20 protein-coding genes are annotated in these 21,051 nt (G+C 69.2%); 2 read left to right on the forward strand and 18 right to left on the reverse strand.

The window, feature by feature from the left end:
* The first annotated feature begins 39 nt into the window (after positions 1–39).
* Positions 40–918: a Bax inhibitor-1/YccA family protein gene (locus tag C5E06_RS13540; protein ID WP_104307154.1), complete on the forward strand. Its 879-nt coding sequence runs from the start codon at positions 40–42 to the stop codon at positions 916–918.
* A 74-nt stretch (positions 919–992) separates the two neighbouring features.
* On the opposite strand, the gene C5E06_RS13545 is transcribed toward C5E06_RS13540, so the two are convergent.
* The 9 genes from C5E06_RS13545 to groES all read right to left on the reverse strand — a co-directional run bounded on the left by C5E06_RS13545 (position 993) and on the right by groES (position 11,546).
* Positions 993–1,883 (reverse strand): hypothetical protein, encoded by an 891-nt coding sequence (locus C5E06_RS13545; protein ID WP_258067614.1) that lies wholly within the window; start codon positions 1,881–1,883, stop codon positions 993–995.
* Between the two features lie 394 nt (positions 1,884–2,277).
* The gene (gene guaA, locus C5E06_RS13550) at positions 2,278–3,867 is read right to left on the reverse strand and encodes a glutamine-hydrolyzing GMP synthase (RefSeq protein ID WP_104242598.1); all 1,590 of its coding nucleotides are present in this window, start codon (positions 3,865–3,867) and stop codon (positions 2,278–2,280) included.
* A 55-nt stretch (positions 3,868–3,922) separates the two neighbouring features.
* A complete protein-coding gene (locus C5E06_RS13555; RefSeq protein ID WP_104307155.1) occupies positions 3,923–4,462 on the reverse strand; it encodes a DUF3817 domain-containing protein in 540 nt (179 codons plus the stop codon).
* Positions 4,463–4,467: 5 nt separating this feature from the next.
* Positions 4,468–5,418 carry an SURF1 family protein gene (locus C5E06_RS13560; RefSeq protein ID WP_104307156.1) on the reverse strand — a complete coding sequence of 317 codons (951 nt, stop codon included), beginning with the start codon at positions 5,416–5,418 and terminating at the stop codon, positions 4,468–4,470.
* Positions 5,418–7,262, reverse strand: coding sequence for a glycerol-3-phosphate dehydrogenase/oxidase (locus tag C5E06_RS13565; RefSeq protein WP_104242604.1), 1,845 nt, complete (start codon positions 7,260–7,262; stop codon positions 5,418–5,420). Before C5E06_RS13565 ends, C5E06_RS13560 begins: the two co-directional genes overlap by 1 nt.
* An 89-nt stretch (positions 7,263–7,351) precedes the next feature.
* Entirely contained in the window at positions 7,352–8,476 is a 1,125-nt protein-coding gene (locus C5E06_RS13570; protein WP_104299419.1) for a GuaB3 family IMP dehydrogenase-related protein, read from the reverse strand.
* 81 nt (positions 8,477–8,557) lie between these two features.
* Positions 8,558–10,063 (reverse strand): IMP dehydrogenase, encoded by a 1,506-nt coding sequence (guaB, locus tag C5E06_RS13575; RefSeq protein ID WP_104242608.1) that lies wholly within the window; start codon positions 10,061–10,063, stop codon positions 8,558–8,560.
* 117 nt (positions 10,064–10,180) lie between these two features.
* Positions 10,181–11,119 carry an EamA family transporter RarD gene (gene rarD, locus C5E06_RS13580; protein WP_258063883.1) on the reverse strand — a complete coding sequence of 313 codons (939 nt, stop codon included), beginning with the start codon at positions 11,117–11,119 and terminating at the stop codon, positions 10,181–10,183.
* Between the two features lie 133 nt (positions 11,120–11,252).
* A complete protein-coding gene (gene groES, locus C5E06_RS13585) occupies positions 11,253–11,546 on the reverse strand; it encodes a co-chaperone GroES (protein ID WP_068479200.1) in 294 nt (97 codons plus the stop codon).
* A gap of 138 nt (positions 11,547–11,684) precedes the next feature.
* On the opposite strand from groES, the gene C5E06_RS13590 reads away from it, so the two are divergent.
* Positions 11,685–12,875 carry a class I SAM-dependent methyltransferase gene (locus C5E06_RS13590; RefSeq protein ID WP_104307306.1) on the forward strand — a complete coding sequence of 397 codons (1,191 nt, stop codon included), beginning with the start codon at positions 11,685–11,687 and terminating at the stop codon, positions 12,873–12,875.
* Between the two features lie 30 nt (positions 12,876–12,905).
* On the opposite strand, the gene C5E06_RS13595 is transcribed toward C5E06_RS13590, so the two are convergent.
* The 9 genes from C5E06_RS13595 to C5E06_RS13635 form a co-directional block, all read right to left on the reverse strand.
* Positions 12,906–13,637, reverse strand: coding sequence for a hypothetical protein (locus tag C5E06_RS13595; RefSeq protein WP_104307157.1), 732 nt, complete (start codon positions 13,635–13,637; stop codon positions 12,906–12,908).
* 101 nt (positions 13,638–13,738) lie between these two features.
* Complete coding sequence (locus C5E06_RS13600; RefSeq protein ID WP_104307159.1) at positions 13,739–14,557, reverse strand: DUF4190 domain-containing protein; 819 nt, start codon at positions 14,555–14,557, stop codon at positions 13,739–13,741.
* A 156-nt stretch (positions 14,558–14,713) separates the two neighbouring features.
* Positions 14,714–15,337 (reverse strand): DUF4190 domain-containing protein, encoded by a 624-nt coding sequence (locus tag C5E06_RS19370; protein ID WP_104242614.1) that lies wholly within the window; start codon positions 15,335–15,337, stop codon positions 14,714–14,716.
* A 142-nt stretch (positions 15,338–15,479) separates the two neighbouring features.
* A complete protein-coding gene (locus C5E06_RS13610) occupies positions 15,480–16,016 on the reverse strand; it encodes a hypothetical protein (protein ID WP_104307160.1) in 537 nt (178 codons plus the stop codon).
* Positions 16,013–17,593 (reverse strand): tRNA (adenosine(37)-N6)-threonylcarbamoyltransferase complex transferase subunit TsaD, encoded by a 1,581-nt coding sequence (tsaD, locus tag C5E06_RS13615; RefSeq protein WP_181062981.1) that lies wholly within the window; start codon positions 17,591–17,593, stop codon positions 16,013–16,015. The genes C5E06_RS13610 and tsaD overlap by 4 nt, the downstream gene beginning before the upstream one ends.
* The gene (tsaB, locus tag C5E06_RS13620) at positions 17,593–18,201 is read right to left on the reverse strand and encodes a tRNA (adenosine(37)-N6)-threonylcarbamoyltransferase complex dimerization subunit type 1 TsaB (RefSeq protein ID WP_104307162.1); all 609 of its coding nucleotides are present in this window, start codon (positions 18,199–18,201) and stop codon (positions 17,593–17,595) included. The genes tsaD and tsaB overlap by 1 nt, the downstream gene beginning before the upstream one ends.
* 10 nt (positions 18,202–18,211) lie before the next feature.
* Positions 18,212–18,796, reverse strand: a complete 585-nt coding sequence (gene tsaE / locus C5E06_RS13625; protein WP_104307164.1) for a tRNA (adenosine(37)-N6)-threonylcarbamoyltransferase complex ATPase subunit type 1 TsaE — start codon at positions 18,794–18,796, stop codon at positions 18,212–18,214.
* Positions 18,780–20,675 (reverse strand): alanine racemase, encoded by a 1,896-nt coding sequence (locus C5E06_RS13630; RefSeq protein WP_104307166.1) that lies wholly within the window; start codon positions 20,673–20,675, stop codon positions 18,780–18,782. The genes tsaE and C5E06_RS13630 overlap by 17 nt, the downstream gene beginning before the upstream one ends.
* Positions 20,672–21,046, reverse strand: a complete 375-nt coding sequence (locus C5E06_RS13635) for a holo-ACP synthase (protein WP_104307168.1) — start codon at positions 21,044–21,046, stop codon at positions 20,672–20,674. The genes C5E06_RS13630 and C5E06_RS13635 overlap by 4 nt, the downstream gene beginning before the upstream one ends.
* Positions 21,047–21,051 lie beyond the last annotated feature (5 nt).

Below are 21,051 nucleotides of genomic sequence, written 5' to 3' on the forward strand. Positions count from 1 at the left end.
CATCTTGACCTTCGAGACAGAACGGACTCACGGACAGCCATGGCGAATTCCGCGCTAGAACGCAACCCTTACTTCAACGGGGAGGCACGCAGGCAGCACGGCCAACAGTTCGGCCAGGCGCCCACCGCTCCCCAATTCGGGAGGGCGCAGTCCGCGCCGACACACGGTCAGCAGCCTCCCGCGCCCCTCACGGCCGAGCAGCTGAACGCGCAGTTCCAGGCACCCCCTGCGAGCCCCGACCAGATGGACCGGATGTCCTACGAGGACACCATCGCCAAGACCGCGGGCCTCTTCGGCATCGTGCTCGTCGCGGCAGCGGTCGCGTGGTTCGTCCCCCTGCTGATGATCATCGGCGCCATCGGCGCCCTGGTGCTCTCGCTGGTGCTGGCGTTCCAGCGCGAGCCGAAGACCGGCCTCATCTTCGCCTTCGCGGCGGCTGAGGGCCTCCTGGTCGGCGGACTCTCCTCGATCCTCGAGCAGCTGTACCCGGGCATCGCCATGCAGGCCGTCCTCGCGACGTTCTCCGTGGTCGCCGTGACGCTCGTGCTGTTCCGCTTCGGCAAGGTCCGCACCTCGCCCCGTATGACGAAGATCGTGCTCGTCGCCATGCTCGGCTACGCGCTCTTCTCGCTCATCAACTTCGGCATGATGATGTTCGGCTTCCAGAGCGCTGCCGGCCCCTGGGGCATGCGCTCCATGGAGGTCTTCGGCATCCCGCTCGGCGTCATCCTCGGCATCTTCGCCGTCCTCATGGGCGCGTACATGCTGGTCATGGACTTCGAGCTCATCAAGAACGGCGTCGAAGGCGGAGCTCCCCGCAAGTACGGCTGGATCGGGGCCTACAGCCTCGTCTCGACCGTCGTCTTCATCTACGTCGAGATCATCCGCGTCCTCGCGATCCTGCGCGGCAACAACTAGCGCAGCACGTCGTCGACACGCAGAATGGCCGCTCCTTCCGGAGCGGCCATTCTGTCGTTCGGGCGGGCTTGCGGCTACCGCCGCGCGGGCAGCGTCCGGTCGTCGATCCCCGCTTCCGGGTCGATGTCGAGGAGGTAGAGCTCGTCCTCGGAGACGAGACGATTGCGCACGGCGTAGTCGACGAGGCGAGCGCGCCGGTTGGTCGCGTACGAGCGTGCCCCTCCCCGGAGCCCCTCGACGCCGACGCGGTCGAGCTTCTCGCAGACATTGTCGAGCTTGCGGTTGAAGGCGGTGACGGTCCAGCCGAGCCGCTCAGCCGCTCGGGCGCTCGTGGGGATGTCGCCGAGACCCTTCTCACCTCGAAGCAGCACCGATTCGCAGAGGGCGAGGAGCAGGAGCCGCTGCGCGGGCGTCAGCGCGATGTGGCTGGCCTCGCGTCCTGGAGCCTCCACCGTGGAGCCGGAGCCTGCGGGAAGGTCCATGTAGACAGGTGAGACCGCGTGGATCTTCACCTCGTAGTGGCGCTCGCCTGCCGAGAAGTGGATGCTCGTGCGCTCGAAGACGACCGGGATCCGCCCGCCAGGGAGGAGCCTGGCCTGCACTCGCCCAGAGCCGTCGACGACGCTGAGCGTCATCCTCGTGCCGATGTTGGCCACGAACCAGAGCCCGTCCTTCGCGGCGATGCGCAGGAGCTTGCGGTGCAGGAACGGGTTGGCGTCGAGCCGGATGTCGGCGTCGCGACCGATCTCGATGTGCTCCCCGGGCATGACGGAGACCCACTGACCCTGGTACTCGACGGAGACACCGTGATCGGGATTCACCTCTGCGAGCTGATTCGCGGCGTCCTGGAGGAGCGCGTGGTCCACGAGGTGGCCGGACGGCAGCTCCTCTCGTGGCAGGGACGGGAGCACGCCCGTCTCTGCCGGTACCTGGGGGTGCGAATCGGTGGGGAATCGTGGCGCCATGTCGCGAACTCTCTGAACTGAAGGGGAACTTGCCAGTCGTGAATTACCCCAACCATGCCACTACCCAACGACCTTGGCCAGCAACATCTTTCGCCGTGGAGTGTGCCTTTTCACGAGCGTGGAGCCGAAAAATCCCGATTCGAAAATCCGGAATCGACCACCGAAAAACCGAAAACCTTTCGTCTACTCCGTTTTTGACCTCTACTACCAGGCATTTATGTCCGGGCACAATTGCCCGGAGGTTTTTCACCCCGCGTATCGCCCTCGGAGGGTCACCGTCGTGGGCTCGACGAACGCCGCCACAAAAGTGCGCAGATCTCTCACCAGATGGCACGAAATGAACGAACGGGGATGCACATGGTGCATCCCCGTCCGCCTCAGCCCTCGTCGAGAGCTACTCCCACTCGATGGTCCCCGGCGGCTTCGACGTCACGTCGAGCACAACCCGGTTCACGTCGTCGACCTCGTTCGTGATGCGGTTCGAGATGCGGGCCAGCAGGTCGTACGGCAGGCGGGTCCAGTCGGCCGTCATGGCGTCCTCGCTCGACACGGGACGCAGCACGATCGGGTGGCCGTAGGTGCGCCCATCACCCTGCACGCCCACCGAGCGGACATCGGCGAGCAGGACGACCGGGCACTGCCAGATCTCCGTGTCGAGGCCCGCGGCCGTCAGCTCCTGACGCACGATCGCGTCGGCTTCGCGGAGCAGGTCGAGCCGCTCCTGGGTGACCTCGCCGATGATCCTGATGCCGAGGCCAGGGCCGGGGAATGGCTGACGTGCGACGATCGGCTCGGGAACACCGAGCTCGCGGCCGACCGCACGCACCTCGTCCTTGAACAACGTGCGCAGCGGCTCGACGAGCTCGAACTGCATGTCCTCGGGGAGGCCGCCGACGTTGTGGTGGCTCTTGATGTTCGCGGTTCCGGTGCCGCCGCCCGACTCGACCACGTCGGGGTACAGGGTTCCCTGGACGAGGAAGCGGATGCGCTCCCCCGATTCCTGGGCCTCCTTGATGAGGTCGACCTCTGCCTGCTCGAAGCTACGGATGAACTCACGCCCGATGGCCTTGCGCTTCGCCTCGGGATCCGTGATGCCCGCGAGCGCCGTGAGGAACTGCTCTCGCGCATCCACGGTCACGAGGCGCACGCCGATCGCATCGACGAAGTCCTCCTCGACCTGACGGCGCTCGTCCTGACGGAGAAGGCCGTGGTCGACGAAGACGCACGTGAGCTGGCTGCCGACGGCCTTGTACACGAGGGCGGCTGCGACTGCCGAGTCGACACCGCCGGACAGTCCGCAGATGACCTTGGCGTCGCCGACCTGCTCGCGGATGCGCGCGACCTGCTCGTCGATGACCGAGGCGGGCGTCCAGTCGCTCGGGATGCCAGCCGCACGGTGCAGGAATCCCTCGATGAGTGCCTGGCCGTGCTCAGAGTGCAGCACCTCGGGGTGCCACTGCACGCCGTAGAGCCCTCGCTCGGTGTTCTGGAAGGCCGCGACAGGCGTGTCCTCGGTTGTCGCGAGCACCGTGAAGCCCTCGGGGGCGCGCGCCACCGAGTCACCGTGGCTCATCCAGACGGTCTGGTCGCCCGGCTGGCCGTCGAGGAGCGTCGAAGCTCCGGCCTCGAGCTTGACCGCCGTCGAGCCGTACTCGCGACGGCCAGTCTTCGCGACCTCGCCGCCGAGCTGCGTCGCCATGACCTGGAATCCGTAGCAGATGCCCAGCGTCGGAACGCCGAGCTCGAGGATGCCGGAGTCGAGGGAGGGTGCCTCCTCCGCGTACACGCTGGAGGGGCCGCCGGAGAGGATGATGCCGACGGGGTTCTTCTCGGCGACCTCTTCTGCCGAGATCGTGTGCGGCACGATCTCCGAGTAGACGCTCGCCTCGCGGACGCGCCGCGCGATGAGCTGCGCGTACTGCGCGCCGAAATCGACGACGAGCACTGGGCGCTGGTCTGTGGCCTGCTGGTCGGTGGTTGCCATGGACACCTTTCGGGTGGTGCGGAGAGAACTCGGTGCGACTGCGGTGGTGTGGGGGCTACTTCGTGCGGCGCTGGTGCTCGGAGAGCGACTGCTGCACATCGGCGTCGAGCTGTTCGCGTTCTGCCTCGCTCAGGCTGGCCTCGAACGCACGCAGCTGCTGCTCCTCGCCGGCTTCGGCGAGTCGCTGCTCTTCGCGGAGCACGAGGTCGCGCTTCGCCCGGCGCGACATGAACCACTCCGTGATGAACGACAGGAACGGGACGATGCCGCCGGCAGCCATGGCGATCAGCCACACGATGGGCCAGCGCATCTGCTGCCACAGCACATACGAGGCGATGAGGTACACGACGTAGAACCAGCCGTGGACGATGAGCACCCAGAGGCTCAGGTTGAGCGCCGTCGTCGTGTCCTCCTGGACCAGCGCGATGACCCCGAACGGGCCGAACGCCTCGACCTCGAGGTGCAAGACGTACTTGAGGAACATCTCGACGCACAGCAGCAGGAGGAGGATGCCGGTCACGTAGGCCGTCACCTGATAGAAGCGGAGCGCCCGTCGGAAACCGGGGTTGGCAGTCAGGAGGGCGTCGTGAGGCATGACCTCTAGTCTAGGCGAACGGCCTCGCGCTTCGTTCGCTCGTCCAGCATGGCCTTCAGCCGGTCGCGCTTGAGCTGCTCGGCCAGCACACTGGGAGCCTCCGCGGCCTCACGTCGCTCCTTCTCGTATTCGTCCCGAGCGAGGCGCCACCACATGAAGATCGCGAACCCCGCGAAGAGCACCCACTCGATGGCGTAGAAGATGTTCAGCCAGTTCAGCTGCGGGGCCTCGAGCGCCTGCGGCGTGATCGCGTCGAGCGGGGCGGCACTCGCGGACTTCCCGAGGACAGCCTGCATCGACGCCTCGTCGAGGCTCACGTAGATGCCGTAGTTCTGGGCCGCCGGTTCCACCCAGCGGTTGATGAGGTGCGTCGGGGCCATGGAGATGAGCGCCTGCGCGTCTTCGCCGCGATTCACCTGCGGCGCCTGGCCGTACTCGAGTCTGCCGGAGAGCGGAAGCTCTGCGCCTCGCCCCGAGCCCTGCAGCGCCGTGACGAGCTCCCGAGCGGAGGCCTCGTCCTCGGTCCACCCGAGCGCGACGGCGAGACCCGGTGCGACAGCGGCATCCGAGGATGCGCCGGCCTCGTCGTCGGTGACGGCGACGTGCCCGATTACCCAGTAGCCGAGCAGTTCGCCCTGGAGACGATCGGCGACGACATCGAAGTCGCGCGCGTCCACAGTGCCCTCGAACGTCACCTGACGCCCGACGGCGGCATCGGCCACCCGCTCCTGGGGCTGAGCCAGCTCACCGAGGCCGACGGGAGGCTGCGTGGCCTCCTCGGCGACGGTGCGACCGTGCTCCAGCGACAGGAACGCGGACTCCAGCTGCCAGCGCCCGAGCCACGCGAAGATCGACGCGACGACGAGGGCGAGCGCAAGGACACCCAGCCACTTGGGGCGTACAAGCACTCGACCCATCGACGGCGGCGCGGCCTGGGCGCGGACAGCTGCGGACATTACGACTTCTGAGCGTCCTTCGACTCCGCCTTGACGGTTGCCGCCTCGACGTCGACGGTCTCGTCGACCTCGATCATCGGCAGCGACGGGGCCGTGCCGAACGGCGTGTTGTCGCCGGCGTGACCCAGCACGGAGTCGATGTCAGGCGCCTCGAGGCGGATGCGGTCCGCCGACTCGTCGTCGGGCTGCTCCTGGCTCGCGAGCTCCGCTGCGACGCGCTCGACGTAGGTGTCGATCTCGCGCTGCGTGCGCTCCTCGTCCCAGCCGAGAGCTTCCGCCATGAGCCGCGCGGCGACGGGCGCGGCCGAGATGCCGCGGTCCCACGCCTCGATCGAGATGCGCGTGCGTCGCGCGAGCACGTCGTCGAGGTGCAGGGCACCCTCGTGCGTCGCGGCGTACGTGATCTCCGCCTGCAGGTAGTCGTCGGCGCCCGGCATCGGCTCGGCCAGCTGCGGGTTCTGGCGGATGAGGTCGAGGATCTCGTCCGTCAGCGTTCCGTAGCGGTTGAGGAGGTGCTCGATGCGCACGCGGTGGAGACCGAAGGCGCGGGCGATCTTGCCGCGGCGGTTCCAGGCGGCCTTGTAGCCGACGGCGCCGAGCAGCGGGATGTCCTTCGTCGTGGAAGCGGGGATCTTGCCGTCGAGGGCATCGGCCGCGGCGTCGATGGCGTCCTGCGCCATGATGCGGTAGGTCGTGTACTTGCCGCCGGCGATGAGCACGAGGCCCGGCACCGAGTGCGCCACCATGTGCTCACGCGAGAGCTTCGACGTCTCCTCCGACTCGCCGGAGAGCAGCGGGCGGAGCCCGGCGTACACGCCCTCGACGTCGGCACGCGTGAGCTTCACCGCGAGCACCTCGTTGACGTGCTCGAGGATGTAGTCGATATCGGCGGCCGTCGCTGCCGGGTGCGCCTTGTCGAGCTTCCAGTCGGTGTCGGTCGTGCCGATGATCCAGTGACGGCCGTTCGGGATGACGAAGAGCACGCTCTTCTCCGTGCGCAGCAGGAGGCCTGACGCGGACTGGAACCGGTCGCGTGGGACGACGAGGTGCACGCCCTTGGACGCGCGGACGCGGAACGACGCGCGCTCGCCGACCATCTTGTTCGTGTCATCGGTCCACACGCCGGTCGCGTTGACGACCTGCTTGGCGCGGATCTCGAACCGCTCGCCGGTCTCGAGGTCGACGACCTGCGCGCCGACGACGCGCTGTCCGACCTTCAGGAAGCCCTCGACGCGCACTCGCGGAGCGACGTGCGCCCCGTAGAACGATGCGGTGCGGGCGAGAACGGCGACGAAGCGAGCGTCGTCGACGCCGGCGTCGTAGTACGTGAGACCGCCGGAAAAGGCGTTCTTGGAGAGCCCAGGCGACATCTTCGCGACCTGGCCGCGGGTGTAGTGGCGGTGCATCGGCACACCGGGACGCACCTCGCCGGTCTTCGCGAAGAGGTCGTACATGAGCATCCCGGCCCCGATGTAGAACCGCTCGAGCGGGTTCTTCAGCGGGTAGAGGAAGCGGATGGGCTTGACCAGGTGCGGCGCGAGGCGCTGCAGCAGCAGCCCGCGCTCGAGGAGCGCCTCGCGCACGAGCCCGAAGTCCATCTGCTCGAGGTAGCGGATGCCACCGTGGATGAGCTTCGACGAGCGGCTGGACGTGCCGGACGCGAAGTCCCGCGCCTCGACCATGCCGACGCTCAGGCCGCGCGTGACGGCGTCGAGCGCCGCACCTGCGCCGACCACGCCGCCACCGACGACGAGCACGTCGAGGTTCTTGGTCTTGAGGGACTCGATAGCCGCCGCGCGTTCCTGGGGGCCGAGCTTGTCGCTTCGAGAGACGCTGTTCGCCATAACCTGCTCCTCGTTCTCAGTTGCTGCTTGTGGGGGAAGTCTGGACGCTCAACCTTCGGCCAAGCCGTCAGGCGGCTCAGTCGTCCTGATCAGGCGGTCGGCGTGTAGGGCGCGACGACCATCTCGGCCCGCTGGAACTCCTTGAGCCCGGAGTAGCCGGTCGTCGCCATCGAGTGGCGGAGCGCGCCCGTGAGGTTCGAGATGCCGTCGGCGCTCTCGGCGGGGCCGGCGACGATCTCCGCCATGGGCGCGACCTGGCCGACCTGCACGCGGTTGCCGCGCGGGAGCTTCTCATGGCGTGCCTCGGCACCCCAGTGCCAGCCGCGACCCGGGGCGTCGGTGGCACGCGCGAGCGCGGCACCGATCATGACGGCGTCCGCGCCGGACGCGATGGCCTTCACGAGGTCGCCGGAGGTGCCGATGCCGCCGTCGGCGATGACGTGCACGTAGCGTCCGCCGGACTCGTCGAGGTAGTCGCGCCGCGCGCCAGCGACGTCGGCGATGGCCGTCGCCATGGGTGCGTGGATGCCGAGCACCCGACGGGTGGTCGAGGCCGCTCCCCCGCCGAAGCCGACGAGCACTCCAGCGGCACCGGTGCGCATGAGGTGCAGCGCTGCCGTGTAGGTCGCCGCACCGCCGACGATGACGGGAACGTCGAGCTCGTAGATGAACTGCTTGAGGTTGAGCGGCTCCTGGTTGCGAGACACGTGCTCTGCGGACACGGTCGTGCCGCGGATGACGAACAGGTCGGTGCCGGCCTCGAGCACATCGTCCATGAACTGCTGCGTGCGCTGCGGGGAGAGTGCGCCGGCGGCCGGTACTCCGGCCTCGCGGATCTGCTGCAGGCGCTCCTTGATGAGCGTGCCCTTGACCGGCTCCCGGTAGATCTCCTGCAGCTTGGCCGTCGCCTGCTTCGCCGGCAGATCAGCGATCTGCGCGAGCAGCGGGGCCGGGTCGTCGTAGCGAGTCCACAGGCCCTCGAGGTCGAGCACGCCGAGGCCGCCGAGCTTGCCGAAGCCGATCGCGGTCTCGGGCGACATCACCGAGTCCATAGGGGCTGCGATGAGCGGGATATCGAACGTGAATGCGTCGATCTTCCACGTGATGGACACGTCCTCCGGGTCACGGGTTCGCCGCGATGGCACGATGGCCACATCGTCGAAGGAGTACACGCGGCGGGCTCGCTTTGCGCGGCCGATCTCGATCTCAGTCACCTGCCTAGCCTAGCCCTCCGCGGTGCTCGCTGCTGCGGCGCGGCGGCGGGGAGACCCCGACCCGCCGCGCCGATCAGGCTGCTAGCGACGGTAGTTGGGGGCTTCCGAGACCATCTGCACATCGTGCGGGTGGGACTCCTTCAGCCCTGCCGGAGTGATCCGCACGAAGCGGCCCTTCTCCTTGAGCTCCGCGACGGTGCGAGCGCCGACGTAGAACATCGACTGGCGCAGGCCGCCCGTGAGCTGGAACACCGACTGGCGGATCGAGCCGCGGTACGCGACCTTGCCCTCGATCCCCTCGGCGATGAGCTCGTCATCGCTCGGCACGTCCGCCTGGAAGTAGCGGTCCTTCGAGTACGAGGTGCGCTCGCCGCGCGACTGCAGGGCGCCGAGCGATCCCATGCCGCGGTAGCTCTTGAACTGCTTGCCGTTGACGAAGATGAGGTCGCCCGGCGACTCGTCGGTGCCCGCGAGCAGCGATCCGACCATGACTGCGGATGCGCCGGCGACAAGCGCCTTCGCGATCTCGCCCGAGTACTGCAGGCCGCCGTCCGCGATGACCGGCACGCCAGCCGGGGTCGCGGCGAGCGACGCCTCGTAGACGGCCGTGATCTGGGGGACGCCGACTCCCGCGACGATGCGCGTCGTGCAGATGGAGCCAGGACCGACGCCGACCTTGACAGCGTCAGCACCCGCATCCACGAGCGCCTGGGCGCCCTCGCGGGTCGCGACGTTGCCGCCGACGACCTGCACGTGGCCCATGACCGGGTCGCTCTTGAGGCGGCGGATCATGTCGAGCACGCCGGCCGACTGGCCGTTCGCCGTGTCGACGACGAGTACGTCGACACCGGCAGCCACGAGGCGCTCCGCGCGCTCCCAGCCGTCGCCGAAGAAGCCGATCGCCGCGCCGACGCGCAGGCGCCCGGCGTCGTCTTTCGTCGCGTTCGGGTACTTGTCGCTCTTGTCGAAGTCCTTCACCGTGATGAGGCCGGCGAGCTTGCCCTCGTCGTCGATGAGCGGCAGCTTCTCGATGCGGTGCTTGCCGAGGAGCTTGTAGGCGTCGTCACCGGAGATCCCGACGGGACCGGTCACGAGGCCCTCGCCCGTCATGACCTCGTGCACGCGGGTCGTGCGCTTCTCCGACTCGGGAACGAAGCGCATGTCCCGGTTGGAGATGATGCCGACGAGCTTGCCCGTCTCCTCGTCGACGACCGGCAGGCCGGAGACGCGGTACTGCCCGCAGATCTCATCGACCTCCGCGACCGTCGCGTTGGGAGTCGTCGTCACCGGATTCGTCACCATGCCGGACTCGGAGCGCTTCACGCGATCGACCATCTCGACCTGGTCGTCGATCGACAGGTTGCGGTGCAGGATGCCCATGCCACCCTGGCGCGCCATGGCGATCGCCATGCGGGCCTCCGTGACCGTGTCCATCGCCGCCGAGACGAGCGGGACGCGCAGGGTGATACCGCGCGTCAGCCGTGTCGTCGTGTCGACCTCAGACGGGATGACGTCGGTGTGCCCGGGAAGCAGCAGCACATCGTCGTAGGTCAATCCGGTGAAGCCAAAGGGGTCCGACTCGGTCATTACGCTCCAGGAGGTATCTGGGATGCGCCGTTCGGCGGCATCCTCGTGCATCGGGAAACAGCTCAGTGGTGATGGAACAGCGAGGACCCCGGACGCATTCCCGGGACCCTCAGCTCATCAGCCTCGTGTCGGTGGACCGAGTTCGTCCGCGACCGAGGGAATCTTGGCGCCAAGTCTAGCCGTGCGCACGAGGTCGATCGTGAAGAGGATGAGGGCGACCCAGACGATCGCGAACCCGATCCAGCGCTCGAGCGGCATGGGCTCCGAGAAGACCGCCACGGCGAGCACGAACTGCAGGATCGGCGCGATGTACTGCATGAGTCCGAGCTCGATGAGGCGCAGCCTCCTGGCGGCCGCCGCGAACAGCAGAAGCGGCACGCTCGTGACGACGCCCGCGAAGAGCAGGACGCCCGTGTTGACCGCCGACACGGAGCCGAAGGTGATGCCGCCGCCGAAGAGCACCGTCCAGAGCAGGCAGATCGCGCCGATGGGCATGATGAGCGTCGTCTCGACCGCCAGTCCGGAGAGCGCATCCGCCTGGACCCCCACCCGCTTCTTCACGAGCCCATACAGCCCGAAGGTCATGGCGACGCCCAGGCCGAGCCACGGGATGCGGCCGTAGCCGAGGGAGATGACGAGCACGGCGAGGAGAGAGAGCCCGACGGCGACCCACTGCAGGGGCCTGAGCTTCTCGCGGAGGAAGACCAGCCCGAGCGCGACGGACACGATCGGGTTGAGGAAGTAGCCGAGCGCGGCGTCGAGGGTGTGGCCTGTCGCGACCGCCTGCACGTAGAACAGCCAGTTCGCCGACACCAGGACCCCGGCGATGCCGAGGCCGAGCACGACCCGCTTCTTCGAGATGAGCTCCCGGAACGGACGCCAGGCCCGCATGACGAGCACGCCGAGCAGGCAGAACACGACGCTCAGGATGATGCGCCACGCGATGAGCTCCACGGGCGTCGTGGGAGCGGTCGCCACGACGTAGAGGGGCATGAAGCCCCAGAGCGCGTACGCGCTGAACGCCAGCCAGAGGCCGGACCGAGGAGATTCCGTCACCTCGAGATCGTACGCCCGACGTCGGGCCCCTGGAACACGAATGGCGCCCGACCCCGAGGGGTGGGCGCCATGCGCGATGCTGCTCCTGCAGATGAGACCGCCCGAACCGGCTCGGCCTCAGAAGGTCAGGAGACTAGACGATCTTCGCGAGGATGTCGCGAGCGGAGAGCACAAGGAGCTCCTCGCCGCCGTACTTGACCTCGGTTCCGCCGTACTTGGAGTAGATGACCTTGTCGCCGACCACGAGGTCGAGCGGCACGCGGTTTCCGTTGTCATCGATGCGGCCGGGGCCGACTGCGACGACTTCGCCCTCCTGGGGCTTCTCCTTGGCGGTGTCCGGAATCACAAGACCCGAAGCCGTGGTCTGCTCGGCTTCGACCTGCTTGATGACGATGCGATCCTCGAGCGGCTGAATGTTCACCGACACGGTTGACCTCTTTCTCAGCGATAGGAAGTTCAGAATTAGCACCCTCCCCATGAGAGTGCTAACTCAGAGTGTAGGGGCCAGGCGGCGACGACTGCAACGCGGCGACGTCTCGTGGCGTACGCCGGTAGCGTAGTGCTGGTGCAACGCGACGAACTCCTGGCCCTCCTCACACCGGAGGCGATGACCCTGCTCGACGACGCGCCGCCCGTCGAGTCGGCGGGAGACGCGCTCGCCCTCGTGACGAGGCTGCGCGCGGCAGGAGGGTCCGCGGACGTCGTCGCCGCCGTCGTCACGCAGGCGAAGCTCCGGCGGCGAGCATCCGCCAAGTTCGGCCCGTTCGCCGAGCGGATGCTCTTCACCGACGCTGGCCTGCAGCAGGCGACGCGTCTGCAAGTCGCGGCGCACCACGCGAACCGGTTCAGGCAGGCCGGCGCCGTGAGCGTGGCCGACCTCGGCTGCGGGATCGGCGCGGACTCCATGGCTTTCGCATCGCTCGGGCTCGAGGTCACCGCGTTCGACGTCGACGAGGTCACGGCTGCTATCGCGGCCCACAATCTGGCCCCGTTTCCGAACGCGCAGGTCAGGCACGACCGCGCCGAGGAGGTGGACCTGGATGCCTTCGATGCGCTCTGGTTCGATCCGGCCCGAAGGACCACAAGCGGCGGGAGCACGGCACGCCACTTCGATCCGGCGGATTGGAGCCCATCCCTCGACTTCGTCTTCGCCGCAGGCCGCGAGCGCCCGACGGGTATCAAGCTGGGACCGGGGATCGACCACGCGTACCTCCCGGAGGACGCGGAGACGCAGTGGGTGTCCTCCAACGGCGACCTCGTCGAGGCGACGGTGTGGATGCACGGCACGGCGAGGGCGGGCATCCGCCGCTCGGCCCTCGTGATCAGCAGGCATGGCACCGCCGAACTGACGACCGGCGAGGACGTCCGGGACGCGGACGTCGCTGCGCTGGGTGCCGTGCTCTACGAGCCGGACGCGGCGATCATCCGCGCCCGCCTCATCGGAGACCTCGCACGGTCGCTCGAAGCGTCAATGATCTCAGAGAGCATCGCGTGGATGACCGCCGAGCACTTCACGCCGACGCCGTTCGCGAGCGCGTTCTCGGTCCGAGAGGTGCTGCCCCTGCATGCATCGTCGCTCAAGGGCGAGCTGCGGAAGCGAGGCATCGGCGTGCTCGAGATCAAGAAACGGGGGGTCGACATCGACCCTGCGGAGTTCAGGCGGAAGCTCTCGCTCAAGGGAGACGCGTCCGCGGTGCTCATCCTCACGAGGATCGGCGACAAGCGCGTCGCCATCCTCGCCGATCGGCTCAGCTGAGGCCAGCCGAGCCGTCGGCGCGTCTCGTGCCTAGACGACCAGCACCACGACCAGCGTCACGATGGCAAGCAGGACCGCGAGGCCACCCGCCACGAGGCCCACGACGGCAAGGGTGCGTCCGAGGCCCCTCGGGGCGCGAAGCCCGGCGATTCCGAGCCCGACGGCGCCGAGACCGAGCACCAGGGCCACGATGTACGCCCACCCGGGAAGCAGGAGGAGAAGCAGCGAGAGCGCGCCGAGCGCCACGCCGATGATCCCGAGCACCGGCGCAGGAGCCTTCGGCTGCTGGCCGTATCCCTGCACGCCGAACTGCTGGCCGGGCTGCTGCCCGAACTGCCCCTGCTGCGGAGCACCGTGCTGCGGCTGCCCGAACTGCCCCTGCTGCGAGGCGCCGTACTGGGGCTGCCCGAACTGATCCTGTTGCGGGGCGCCGTACTGCGGCTGCCCGTACTGGTTCTGCTGCGGCTGGCCATAGCCCTGCTGCGCCGGAGCCTGCTGCTGACCGGACGGCTGCTGAGCGCCATAGCCAGAGTACCCAGGCTGCTGCTGGCCGTAACCGCCGTCAGCCGGGCCATACCCGGGCTGCTGCTGGCCGTACTGCTGATCGTTCTGCTGCCCGTACTGCGGCTGAGACTGCCCGTACGACCCCTGGCCGTACTGGCCCTGGCCGGGCTGCTGCGCGCCGAAAGGGGGCTGGCCGGTCTGCGACTGGCCGTTCTGGTGGGGCTGCTGCGGGTACTGGGGGCCGTTCGGGTCAGACATGGTGTCCTTCTCAGTCGTCGACAAGGCTGCAGGTGCTGAACAAGCTTAGAGTGCGGGCGGGTGCATCCACCCGCACTCCTGCCAGTTCTTGCAGCGGGTGGTCAGTATCCGTAGGACGACATGTCGCCGATGAACATGGCGGCGACGACGATGCCGATGATCGCCACGATCACCGACAGCACGATGGCTGCGATCGAGACCCAGAGGCCCCAGACGCGCAGCGGGCCGGCCTGCGGCTCCCGCGACTTGGCCATGATGGCGCAGACCAGACCTGCGATACCGAGGGGAAGCCCGAGGAACGCCGTGACGAAGGTGAGCAGGATACCCGCACCGCCGAGGGAAAGCGCGACGATGCTGAGCGTGCGCTTGGGAGCAGCGGACTGCGCCGGGTAGCCGGGCGTCGCGTATCCCTGCGGCGCCCCATAGCCCTGCGGCTGCCCCTGCGACTGCGGAGCGCCATATGCCGGAGCTGCGCCGGCGGGAGCCTGGCTCGCGGATGGAGCCTGACCGTAGGGAGCTGCGCCCGGTGCCGCGGCTGGCTCGCTCGGCGGCGTGTAGCTCACCGAACCGGATGCTGCGGGCGGCGTGGAGCCACTGCCGGATGACGAGGGAGCCGAGTAGTCGGTGCCGGATGCCGAAGGCGCCGAATAGTCGGAGCCAGAGCCAGGCGCGGCCGGCGGCGTGTACCCGCTGCCCGACGCTGAGGGTGCGGAGGAGTCGGAGTACGGCGCGGCCGGGGTCGAATCGTCGGTGCCCGAGACGGAGGGCGGCGTGTAGTCGGTGCCGGTGGCTGCCGGGGCGGAGTAGTCGACCGACTCAGCAGGCGGCGTGTAGGCGGCCGGTGCCTCGTACTGGGGAGGTGTGCTGTCGTCCTCCGGGAGCCGTGGCTTGTCACCTGGGGTTGCGTTGCTGTCGCTCATTGCGGAGCTCCTTCCGGTTCAGCCGATTTCGCGGCGGTTGAGGCTGGTGTTCACGTGCGTGGAGCAAGCGGCGACGCCTTCAGTGGCGCACGCCCATGTCCTAGGTTCCCAGGGTTTGACTGGGAACCGTCACACAAGGTTCAGGAAAGACCACGCTCAGTAAGAGCTGAGGCCTCCGAGCAGTCCGATTCCCCCGAAGAAGAGGAGGGCGAGGACAAGCAGGAGCAGGAGCCCGAAGACCGAGATGAAGCCGAGCACGATGGCGGTGATGGCGAGCGCCCGTCCGCGCGGCTCGCGACGCAGCGCGATGAAGCCGCACACGATGCCAGCGATCCCGACCATCCACCAGACGAACTGGAGGATCGGGATCAGCGAGACGAAGAACGACCCTCCGCTCAGACACAGGGCCACGACGCTCAAGGTCAGCGTCCCGGCACCGGCCGGTCGAGGTGCCGTGTACGGCGCCTGGACGTAGGGCGTCACCGGATAGGCGAGGTGCTGCGAGGGGGCCGCCTGCGCCGCGTTGCCGCCAGGGCCCCAGCTGTCGCTCGGCGCGGTGTGGCCGTAGCCGGCGTCCTGGCCGTAGCCCGAATCCTGGCCGTAGCCGAAACCCTGCCCGTAGCCCGGATCCTGCCGGTAGCCCGAGTCGTGCCCGGAGCCGTTCCCGTTGCCGGCCCCGGGGGTGTCGCCTCGCGCTTCCCACGGCTCGCCGACGGGCTGCGCGGCGACGTTCGGGGCCGGTATCCGCTCGACGGGGCCATCTGGTGTCGACCAGGTCATGTCCGCTCCTTTCGAGAGGTGATGAGATGCTCCAACGTTACGGCGACCTGCTCAACGGCACGTCATCCCCATGGCCTCGGCCTCGTCATCCCGCAGGATGACTTCCAACCTCGCGGGGCACGGCGGTTGCTGGAGCGCGGACTCAGGCGACGACGAAGGCGAAGCCAATACAGCCCGCGACCGCCGCCACAGCGAGCACGAGCGCGAGCACCCAACCGCGGTGGCGCCGCCCCAGCACCGCGAGCAGGAGTGCGACCGCGCCGAGACTCGCCCCGAGGTACAGGGGCCAGAGCGGCGAGGGGGTCACGGATGCGGAGAGCGCGAGCGCCAGGACTGCCGCGGCAAGCGAGAGCAGCACGGAGACGATGACCGCGAGGCGACTGAGCCCGAGCGCAGGAGGCGCCGGTGCCGTCGCGGCGCGAGCGGACGCAGGAGCCATCGCGGTCTCCTGCACGTGCGCGACGGCCGGGTCGATGTCCCGGTCATTCTCCGGACTCCGAGGCTCCTCGGACCGGGGCGCAGAGCTCTCCACGGCCGGAGCCGACTTCTCCTCACCCCGCGAGCGCGGGGTGAGAGCCGAGTAGGCGGCGTTGCTGGTGTCATCGACCGGGGTGCGGTCGATCGGGGGAAGCTCCACGGGCTTGCGCGGCGGCAGCTTCGGCTGATCGGGTGCTGTCATCGGTGCTCCCCCAGAGCTGGTCTCTCCTGCGGCGCAGGCTGCGTGGCCACCGGAAGCGTCGAGTCCGCCGCGAAGCCGAGCGGGGACGGAGGCTTGCCGGCAGCGACGAGCATCGCGCCGACGGCTGCGATCATCGCCCCGTTGTCGGTGCAGAGCCGAAGCGGGGGGATGCGCAACTCGATGCCGGCGGCAGCGCACCGCTCCTCCGCGAGCTCACGCACGCGCGCGTTCGCGGCCACTCCCCCGCCGAGCACGAGCCGAGGCACGCCGAGGGCCGTGCAGGCCGCCACCGCCTTCGCCGTCAGCACGTCGGCGACGGCCTCGCGGAAGCTCGCCGCGACATCGGCAACCGGTACCGGCTCCCCCGCGTCCTCCTTCGCCTCGACCCAGCGGGCGACGGCGGTCTTGAGCCCCGAGAAGGAGAAGTCGTAGCGGTGCCGCTCGAGGTCCTTCGGCTTCGTGAGCCCGCGCGGGAACCGGATCGCCTTCGGATCCCCTCCGGCAGCGGCCTTGTCGATCTCGGGTCCACCCGGGTAGGGCAGGCGCAGCAGTCGCGCCACCTTGTCGAACGCCTCTCCAGCCGCATCGTCGATCGTCTCGCCGAGCTGCTCCACGTCGTCGACGAGGTCGCGAACGTGCAGGAGGGACGTGTGCCCACCCGAGACGAGCAGCGCCACCGCTGGCAGCTCGAGCTGACCCACGTCGTCGCGCAGGACGTCAGCGGCGACGTGACCCACGAGATGGTTCACGGTGTAGAGCGGGATGCCGGTGGCGACGTGCAGGGCCTTCGCCGCAGCCGTTCCGACCATGAGCGCACCAGCGAGGCCAGGGCCCTGGGTGACGGCGATCGCGTCGAGGTCCTCGAGCGAGACTCCGGCCGTCTCGAGCGCCGCCGAGATGGTCGGCACTATTGCGTCGGCGTGGGCACGTGCGGCGATCTCGGGAACGACGCCACCGAAGATGGCGTGCTCGTCCATCGAGGAGGCGACCTCGTTGGCGAGCAGCACCCGACCGCGGACGATGCCGACACCCGTCTCGTCACACGACGATTCGATGCCGAGCACAAGCGGCTCTCTGCGAGCACCGGCCGCGACACGAGCCTCGGCGGACACCCGCACGCTCGGCAGCTGTCCGCGCATCACGATCGCATCCACGCCCTCTCTCGGGTAGTACTTGGGTCGGCGCCCGATCTCCTCGAAGCCGAGCCGCGAATAGAGGGCACGAGCCGCCTCGCCGTTCTCGCGCACCTCGAGGAACACCTGCTTCGCGCCTCGCCCTTCGGCCCACGCGAAGAGCTCGGCCAGCATCCGGGTGGCCCATCCGCCGCGCCGCAGCCGCTCATCGACGGCGATGGTCTGCACATCAGCCTCACCACCACCCTGGAGAGCCATGACGCCAGCAGCCGCCAGGATCTCGCCGCTCGCGGCGTCCTCGACGACCACATATCGCGTGTGCTCGCTCTTGACCTCGCCAGCGAGCATCGAGGGCGACCACGGGTCGAGCGGGAAGGCGGCCTCGTCGAGACGCACCATCGAGGGGATGTCCTCGTGCGAGGCATCGCGCAGCACGGCGCGCATCAGCCGGTCACCCGCTTCGGGCCGTTGGACGGCACCGCGTCGGCACCCCGCAGGTACAGAATCGTATTGGCCTCGGCTTCGAGCCCCTGCACCTCGCGGTCGAGCCAGGCGAGCGCGAGGTGAGCGGCCGAGATGGTCCTCGTATCGAAGCGGTGGTCGGCAGCGGGGACGGCATCAGGCCGGTGCAGCTCTGAGCTGCTCGCAACGAGCAGCCCCTGCTCGTACCGCGAGCAGGCGAGCTCCCCCCGGCGGGCATCCGTCGTGACCAGCAGATCGCCGGCAGCCTCCGGATGCTCCGCGCGCCACTCGTGGGCCGCGGCATCATGGCTGGGCATCGGGATGAAACGCGCGCCGCGCGCGAACGCGAACGTGCGCGCGGCGGCCACGCCGACACGCAGCCCCGTGAAGGGGCCGGGGCCCATGCCGCCGACGACCTGCGTGACGTGCTGCGGAGAGAGCCCGGCGTCTGCGAGCGCCTCCGCGATCGCCACGCCGACGACCTCAGCATGATGTCGGGTGTCGGCGGTGCGCCGTTCTGCGAGCACCCGGCCGTGCGGGGTGACGATCGCGACATCCGTGCCCGCTGACGTATCGATCGCTAAGAGCATGCGAGTGATTCTACGCGGGAGCTGCACCGAACTCGGTCCGCAGCGCGTCCACGAGAGCGGCGGCTCTCGGACGATCCCACGTGCCCGCGACCGTGAGCGTGACGCGGCGCGGGTCCAACGGCTCTTCGTCGCTCCAGTCGACACCACCGGGCCCCTCGACGACCTCGGGCTCGAGCGGCGGGGATGCCGCGGAACGGTCGATCGTGATCTCCAGCCAGCGGTCGGTGATCAGCGGAACCGCTTCGCGCCCCCACTCGACGACGGTGACGCTGGCTGCCAGATCGAGGCCGAGATCATCGAGCTCGGCCGGATCGCCGAGACGGTACGCATCCACGTGGATGAGCTCGGGCCCCGCTCCGAGGGAAGGATGCGTGCGCGCCAGCACGAACGTCGGACTCGTGACCGGACCCCGCACGTCGAGCGCACTCCCGAGACCCCGCGCGAACGTCGTCTTGCCCGCACCCAACGGCCCCGTCAGCACGAGCACATCGCCCGCGAGCAGGAGCCCGCCGATGAGCTCTCCCGCGCGGACCATGTCCTCCGCGGTCGCGAGCTCCACCGTGATGCTCGGAGTCAGGTCAGTGCCCACACCCATCCGCCCTTTCCTCATCGCGTCGTTCCCGACGCACGACGCGCGGCCCGAGCGCAGCCACGAACGCCTGCGGTGACACTGCTGACCAGGATGCCCACTCCTGCAGGTGGATATCGCCGGGTTCGGGCCCGAACACCGAGACCGGCATGCCGATCCACGCCTCCTGGTCCTGCAGGTCGATGACCACCTGATCCATCGCGACCCGGCCGACGATCGGCCGACGCTGGCCGCCGACGACAACCTCACCCCGCCCCGCGACCCTGCGCGGGATGGCGTCGGCGTAGCCGAGGGGCACGAGCCCGAGCGTCGTGGATTCCTCGGCCACCCAGTCGTAGCCGTAGGAGACGCCGTGGCCGGCCGTCACCCGTTTCACGTGCACGAGCTCCGTCGTGAGGGCGACGGGAAGCGGCGCACTCGGCTCATCGAAGCCGTAGATTCCGCGGCTGCCGGGATCCCTGGTCCGCTCGTGGTCGACGAGCGTGCTCGATCGGGCCGCCTGACCGACGTGCGCGAGGTCCGCGTTCGCCGCGACGAGTGGCAGCAGGCCGTGCTCGAGCGCCAGACCGGCGACGAGAGCACCACCGAGTCCGTACGCGTCGGCGGAGACGTCGACGCTGAAGAGCCTGGCCGCGTGCCGCGCACCCATGCCGTTCCCCAGCGCCGCCGCGAGGTCGCGTGCCCGTTCGCCCATACGGGCCTGCAGCAGGTCCACGTCGACCCAGAGCTCGCGGCGGGGCGCGAGCGCGAGCGCCGCCGACTCCTCCGGGGCGACCGCAGCCACCCGGTGAGGCTCGACGGGAGAGCTCGCGCCCGAGGAGCGGCGCGGGATGCGGGAGCTCAGCCGAGTGACGACCTCGTAGTTGATGGTCCCGGCGGCCGAGGCCCAGGCGTCCGCACTCGCCGAGCGTGCGGCGTCGATGACCAGCAGCCGAGGCGGCTCGTCGCTGCGGTCCAGGCGTGCGGACGCCGACACGGTTCCCTCGAGCGGTTCGACTCGCAGCTCGAGGGTGTCGAGGGCGACGACATTCCAGCGAGCACCGGTGTCGTCCGCGAGCTCCAGCGAGCCAGGCTCGATCGGCGGCAGACCCGCAGCGTGCCCGAGGTCGACCCTGAAGCCGCGCTGATCCTCGAAGATCGGGGCGCTCAGCGACAGGGCGGGCCTCAGCGCGACCGGGCAGTCCGTGTCAGCGGAGAACGGCGAGAGTCCGTAAAGGGAGACTCCGAGGCGCACGAGATCGAAGCGCGCCTCCGGCAGCGACATCGAACCGGCCGTCGCGGCGAGGTGACGCACCGACGGGGTCAGTCCACGCCGAGCCGCGAGCTCGAGCGCGCGCTCGAACGAAGCCAGCTGCGCACGATCGGCGTCAGGACCCGCACCAGCCAGATGGCTGAACAATCCATCGAGGCGGATGAGCCCCCGCCCCTCGAGCTCCGCGGCCTTCGTGAACGCCGACTCCCACTCCGCCGGGCTGATCCCATTGCGCCCGAGGCCCGTGTCGAGCTTGAGGTGCACGACCACGCAGCGCTCGGAGTGCTCGAGACGACCCAGACCGATATCGACGAGCTCGAGCTGCGCGAGCGAGGAGACGCCGAGCTCGATCTCCGCATCCAGCGCGGCGAGCCAGTCGGTGCGAGCCCCGTGCATCCACGCGAGGATCGGCGCGGTGATGCCCGCCTCCCGGAGCGCGAGGGCCTCCCGGAGGTCGACGACGCCGAGGCGCACGGCACCTCCCTCGAGCGCGGCACGAGCTACGTCGGACGCCCCGTGACCGTACGCATTCGCCTTCACGACCGCGAGGAGTGGCGTGCGCGTGAGATCGGCGATCGCCCGGACGTTGGCCCGGACCGCGTCGAGGTCGACATCGACGCGAGCACCGCTCACGAGCCTGCCCCAGCCGTTGCCGCACGCTCGGCGATCACAAACGCCGTCGCGGTCGTGCGCTCGTGTGTCAGCGAGAGGTGCAGGTGATCGACCCCCACCAGCTCGAGGTGCGCCCGCAGCGCGGGCGTCACGGCGAACTCCGGACGCCCAGCTGGCCCGCTCTCGACCTCGAAGTCGAGGAAGCTGAGCGCGCCGATGCCGCCGAGCGCCTTCACCGCGGCCTCCCGAGCGGCGAACCGAGCGCCGAGCGACGCCAGCGACCTGTCGCGCTCCGCCGGCGCGAAGAGACGCTCGCGGAGGCGCGGGGCACGCTGCAGAGCCCGCGCGAACCGCGCGAGCTCCACCGTGTCGACACCGATACCGACGATCACGCTCA

Source organism: Pseudoclavibacter sp. RFBI5 (assembly GCF_002931395.1).
Taxonomy (GTDB): Bacteria; Actinomycetota; Actinomycetes; order Actinomycetales; family Microbacteriaceae; genus Pseudoclavibacter.

Excerpts from the sequence above, each read along its gene's own strand:
- C5E06_RS13540 (WP_104307154.1), top strand. The coding sequence starts at position 40 with ATGGCGAATTCCGCGCTAGAACGCAACCCTTACTTCAACGGGGAGGCA.
- C5E06_RS13545 (WP_258067614.1), bottom strand. The coding sequence starts at position 1,883 with ATGGCGCCACGATTCCCCACCGATTCGCACCCCCAGGTACCGGCAGAG.
- guaA (WP_104242598.1), bottom strand. The coding sequence starts at position 3,867 with ATGGCAACCACCGACCAGCAGGCCACAGACCAGCGCCCAGTGCTCGTC.
- C5E06_RS13555 (WP_104307155.1), bottom strand. The coding sequence starts at position 4,462 with ATGCCTCACGACGCCCTCCTGACTGCCAACCCCGGTTTCCGACGGGCG.
- C5E06_RS13560 (WP_104307156.1), bottom strand. The coding sequence starts at position 5,418 with ATGTCCGCAGCTGTCCGCGCCCAGGCCGCGCCGCCGTCGATGGGTCGA.
- C5E06_RS13565 (WP_104242604.1), bottom strand. The coding sequence starts at position 7,262 with ATGGCGAACAGCGTCTCTCGAAGCGACAAGCTCGGCCCCCAGGAACGC.
- guaB (WP_104242608.1), bottom strand. The coding sequence starts at position 10,063 with ATGACCGAGTCGGACCCCTTTGGCTTCACCGGATTGACCTACGACGAT.
- C5E06_RS13595 (WP_104307157.1), bottom strand. The coding sequence starts at position 13,637 with ATGTCTGACCCGAACGGCCCCCAGTACCCGCAGCAGCCCCACCAGAAC.
- C5E06_RS13600 (WP_104307159.1), bottom strand. The coding sequence starts at position 14,557 with ATGAGCGACAGCAACGCAACCCCAGGTGACAAGCCACGGCTCCCGGAG.
- C5E06_RS19370 (WP_104242614.1), bottom strand. The coding sequence starts at position 15,337 with ATGACCTGGTCGACACCAGATGGCCCCGTCGAGCGGATACCGGCCCCG.
- C5E06_RS13610 (WP_104307160.1), bottom strand. The coding sequence starts at position 16,016 with ATGACAGCACCCGATCAGCCGAAGCTGCCGCCGCGCAAGCCCGTGGAG.
- tsaD (WP_181062981.1), bottom strand. The coding sequence starts at position 17,593 with ATGCGCGCCGTGCTGCGCGATGCCTCGCACGAGGACATCCCCTCGATG.
- tsaB (WP_104307162.1), bottom strand. The coding sequence starts at position 18,201 with ATGCTCTTAGCGATCGATACGTCAGCGGGCACGGATGTCGCGATCGTC.
- tsaE (WP_104307164.1), bottom strand. The coding sequence starts at position 18,796 with ATGGGTGTGGGCACTGACCTGACTCCGAGCATCACGGTGGAGCTCGCG.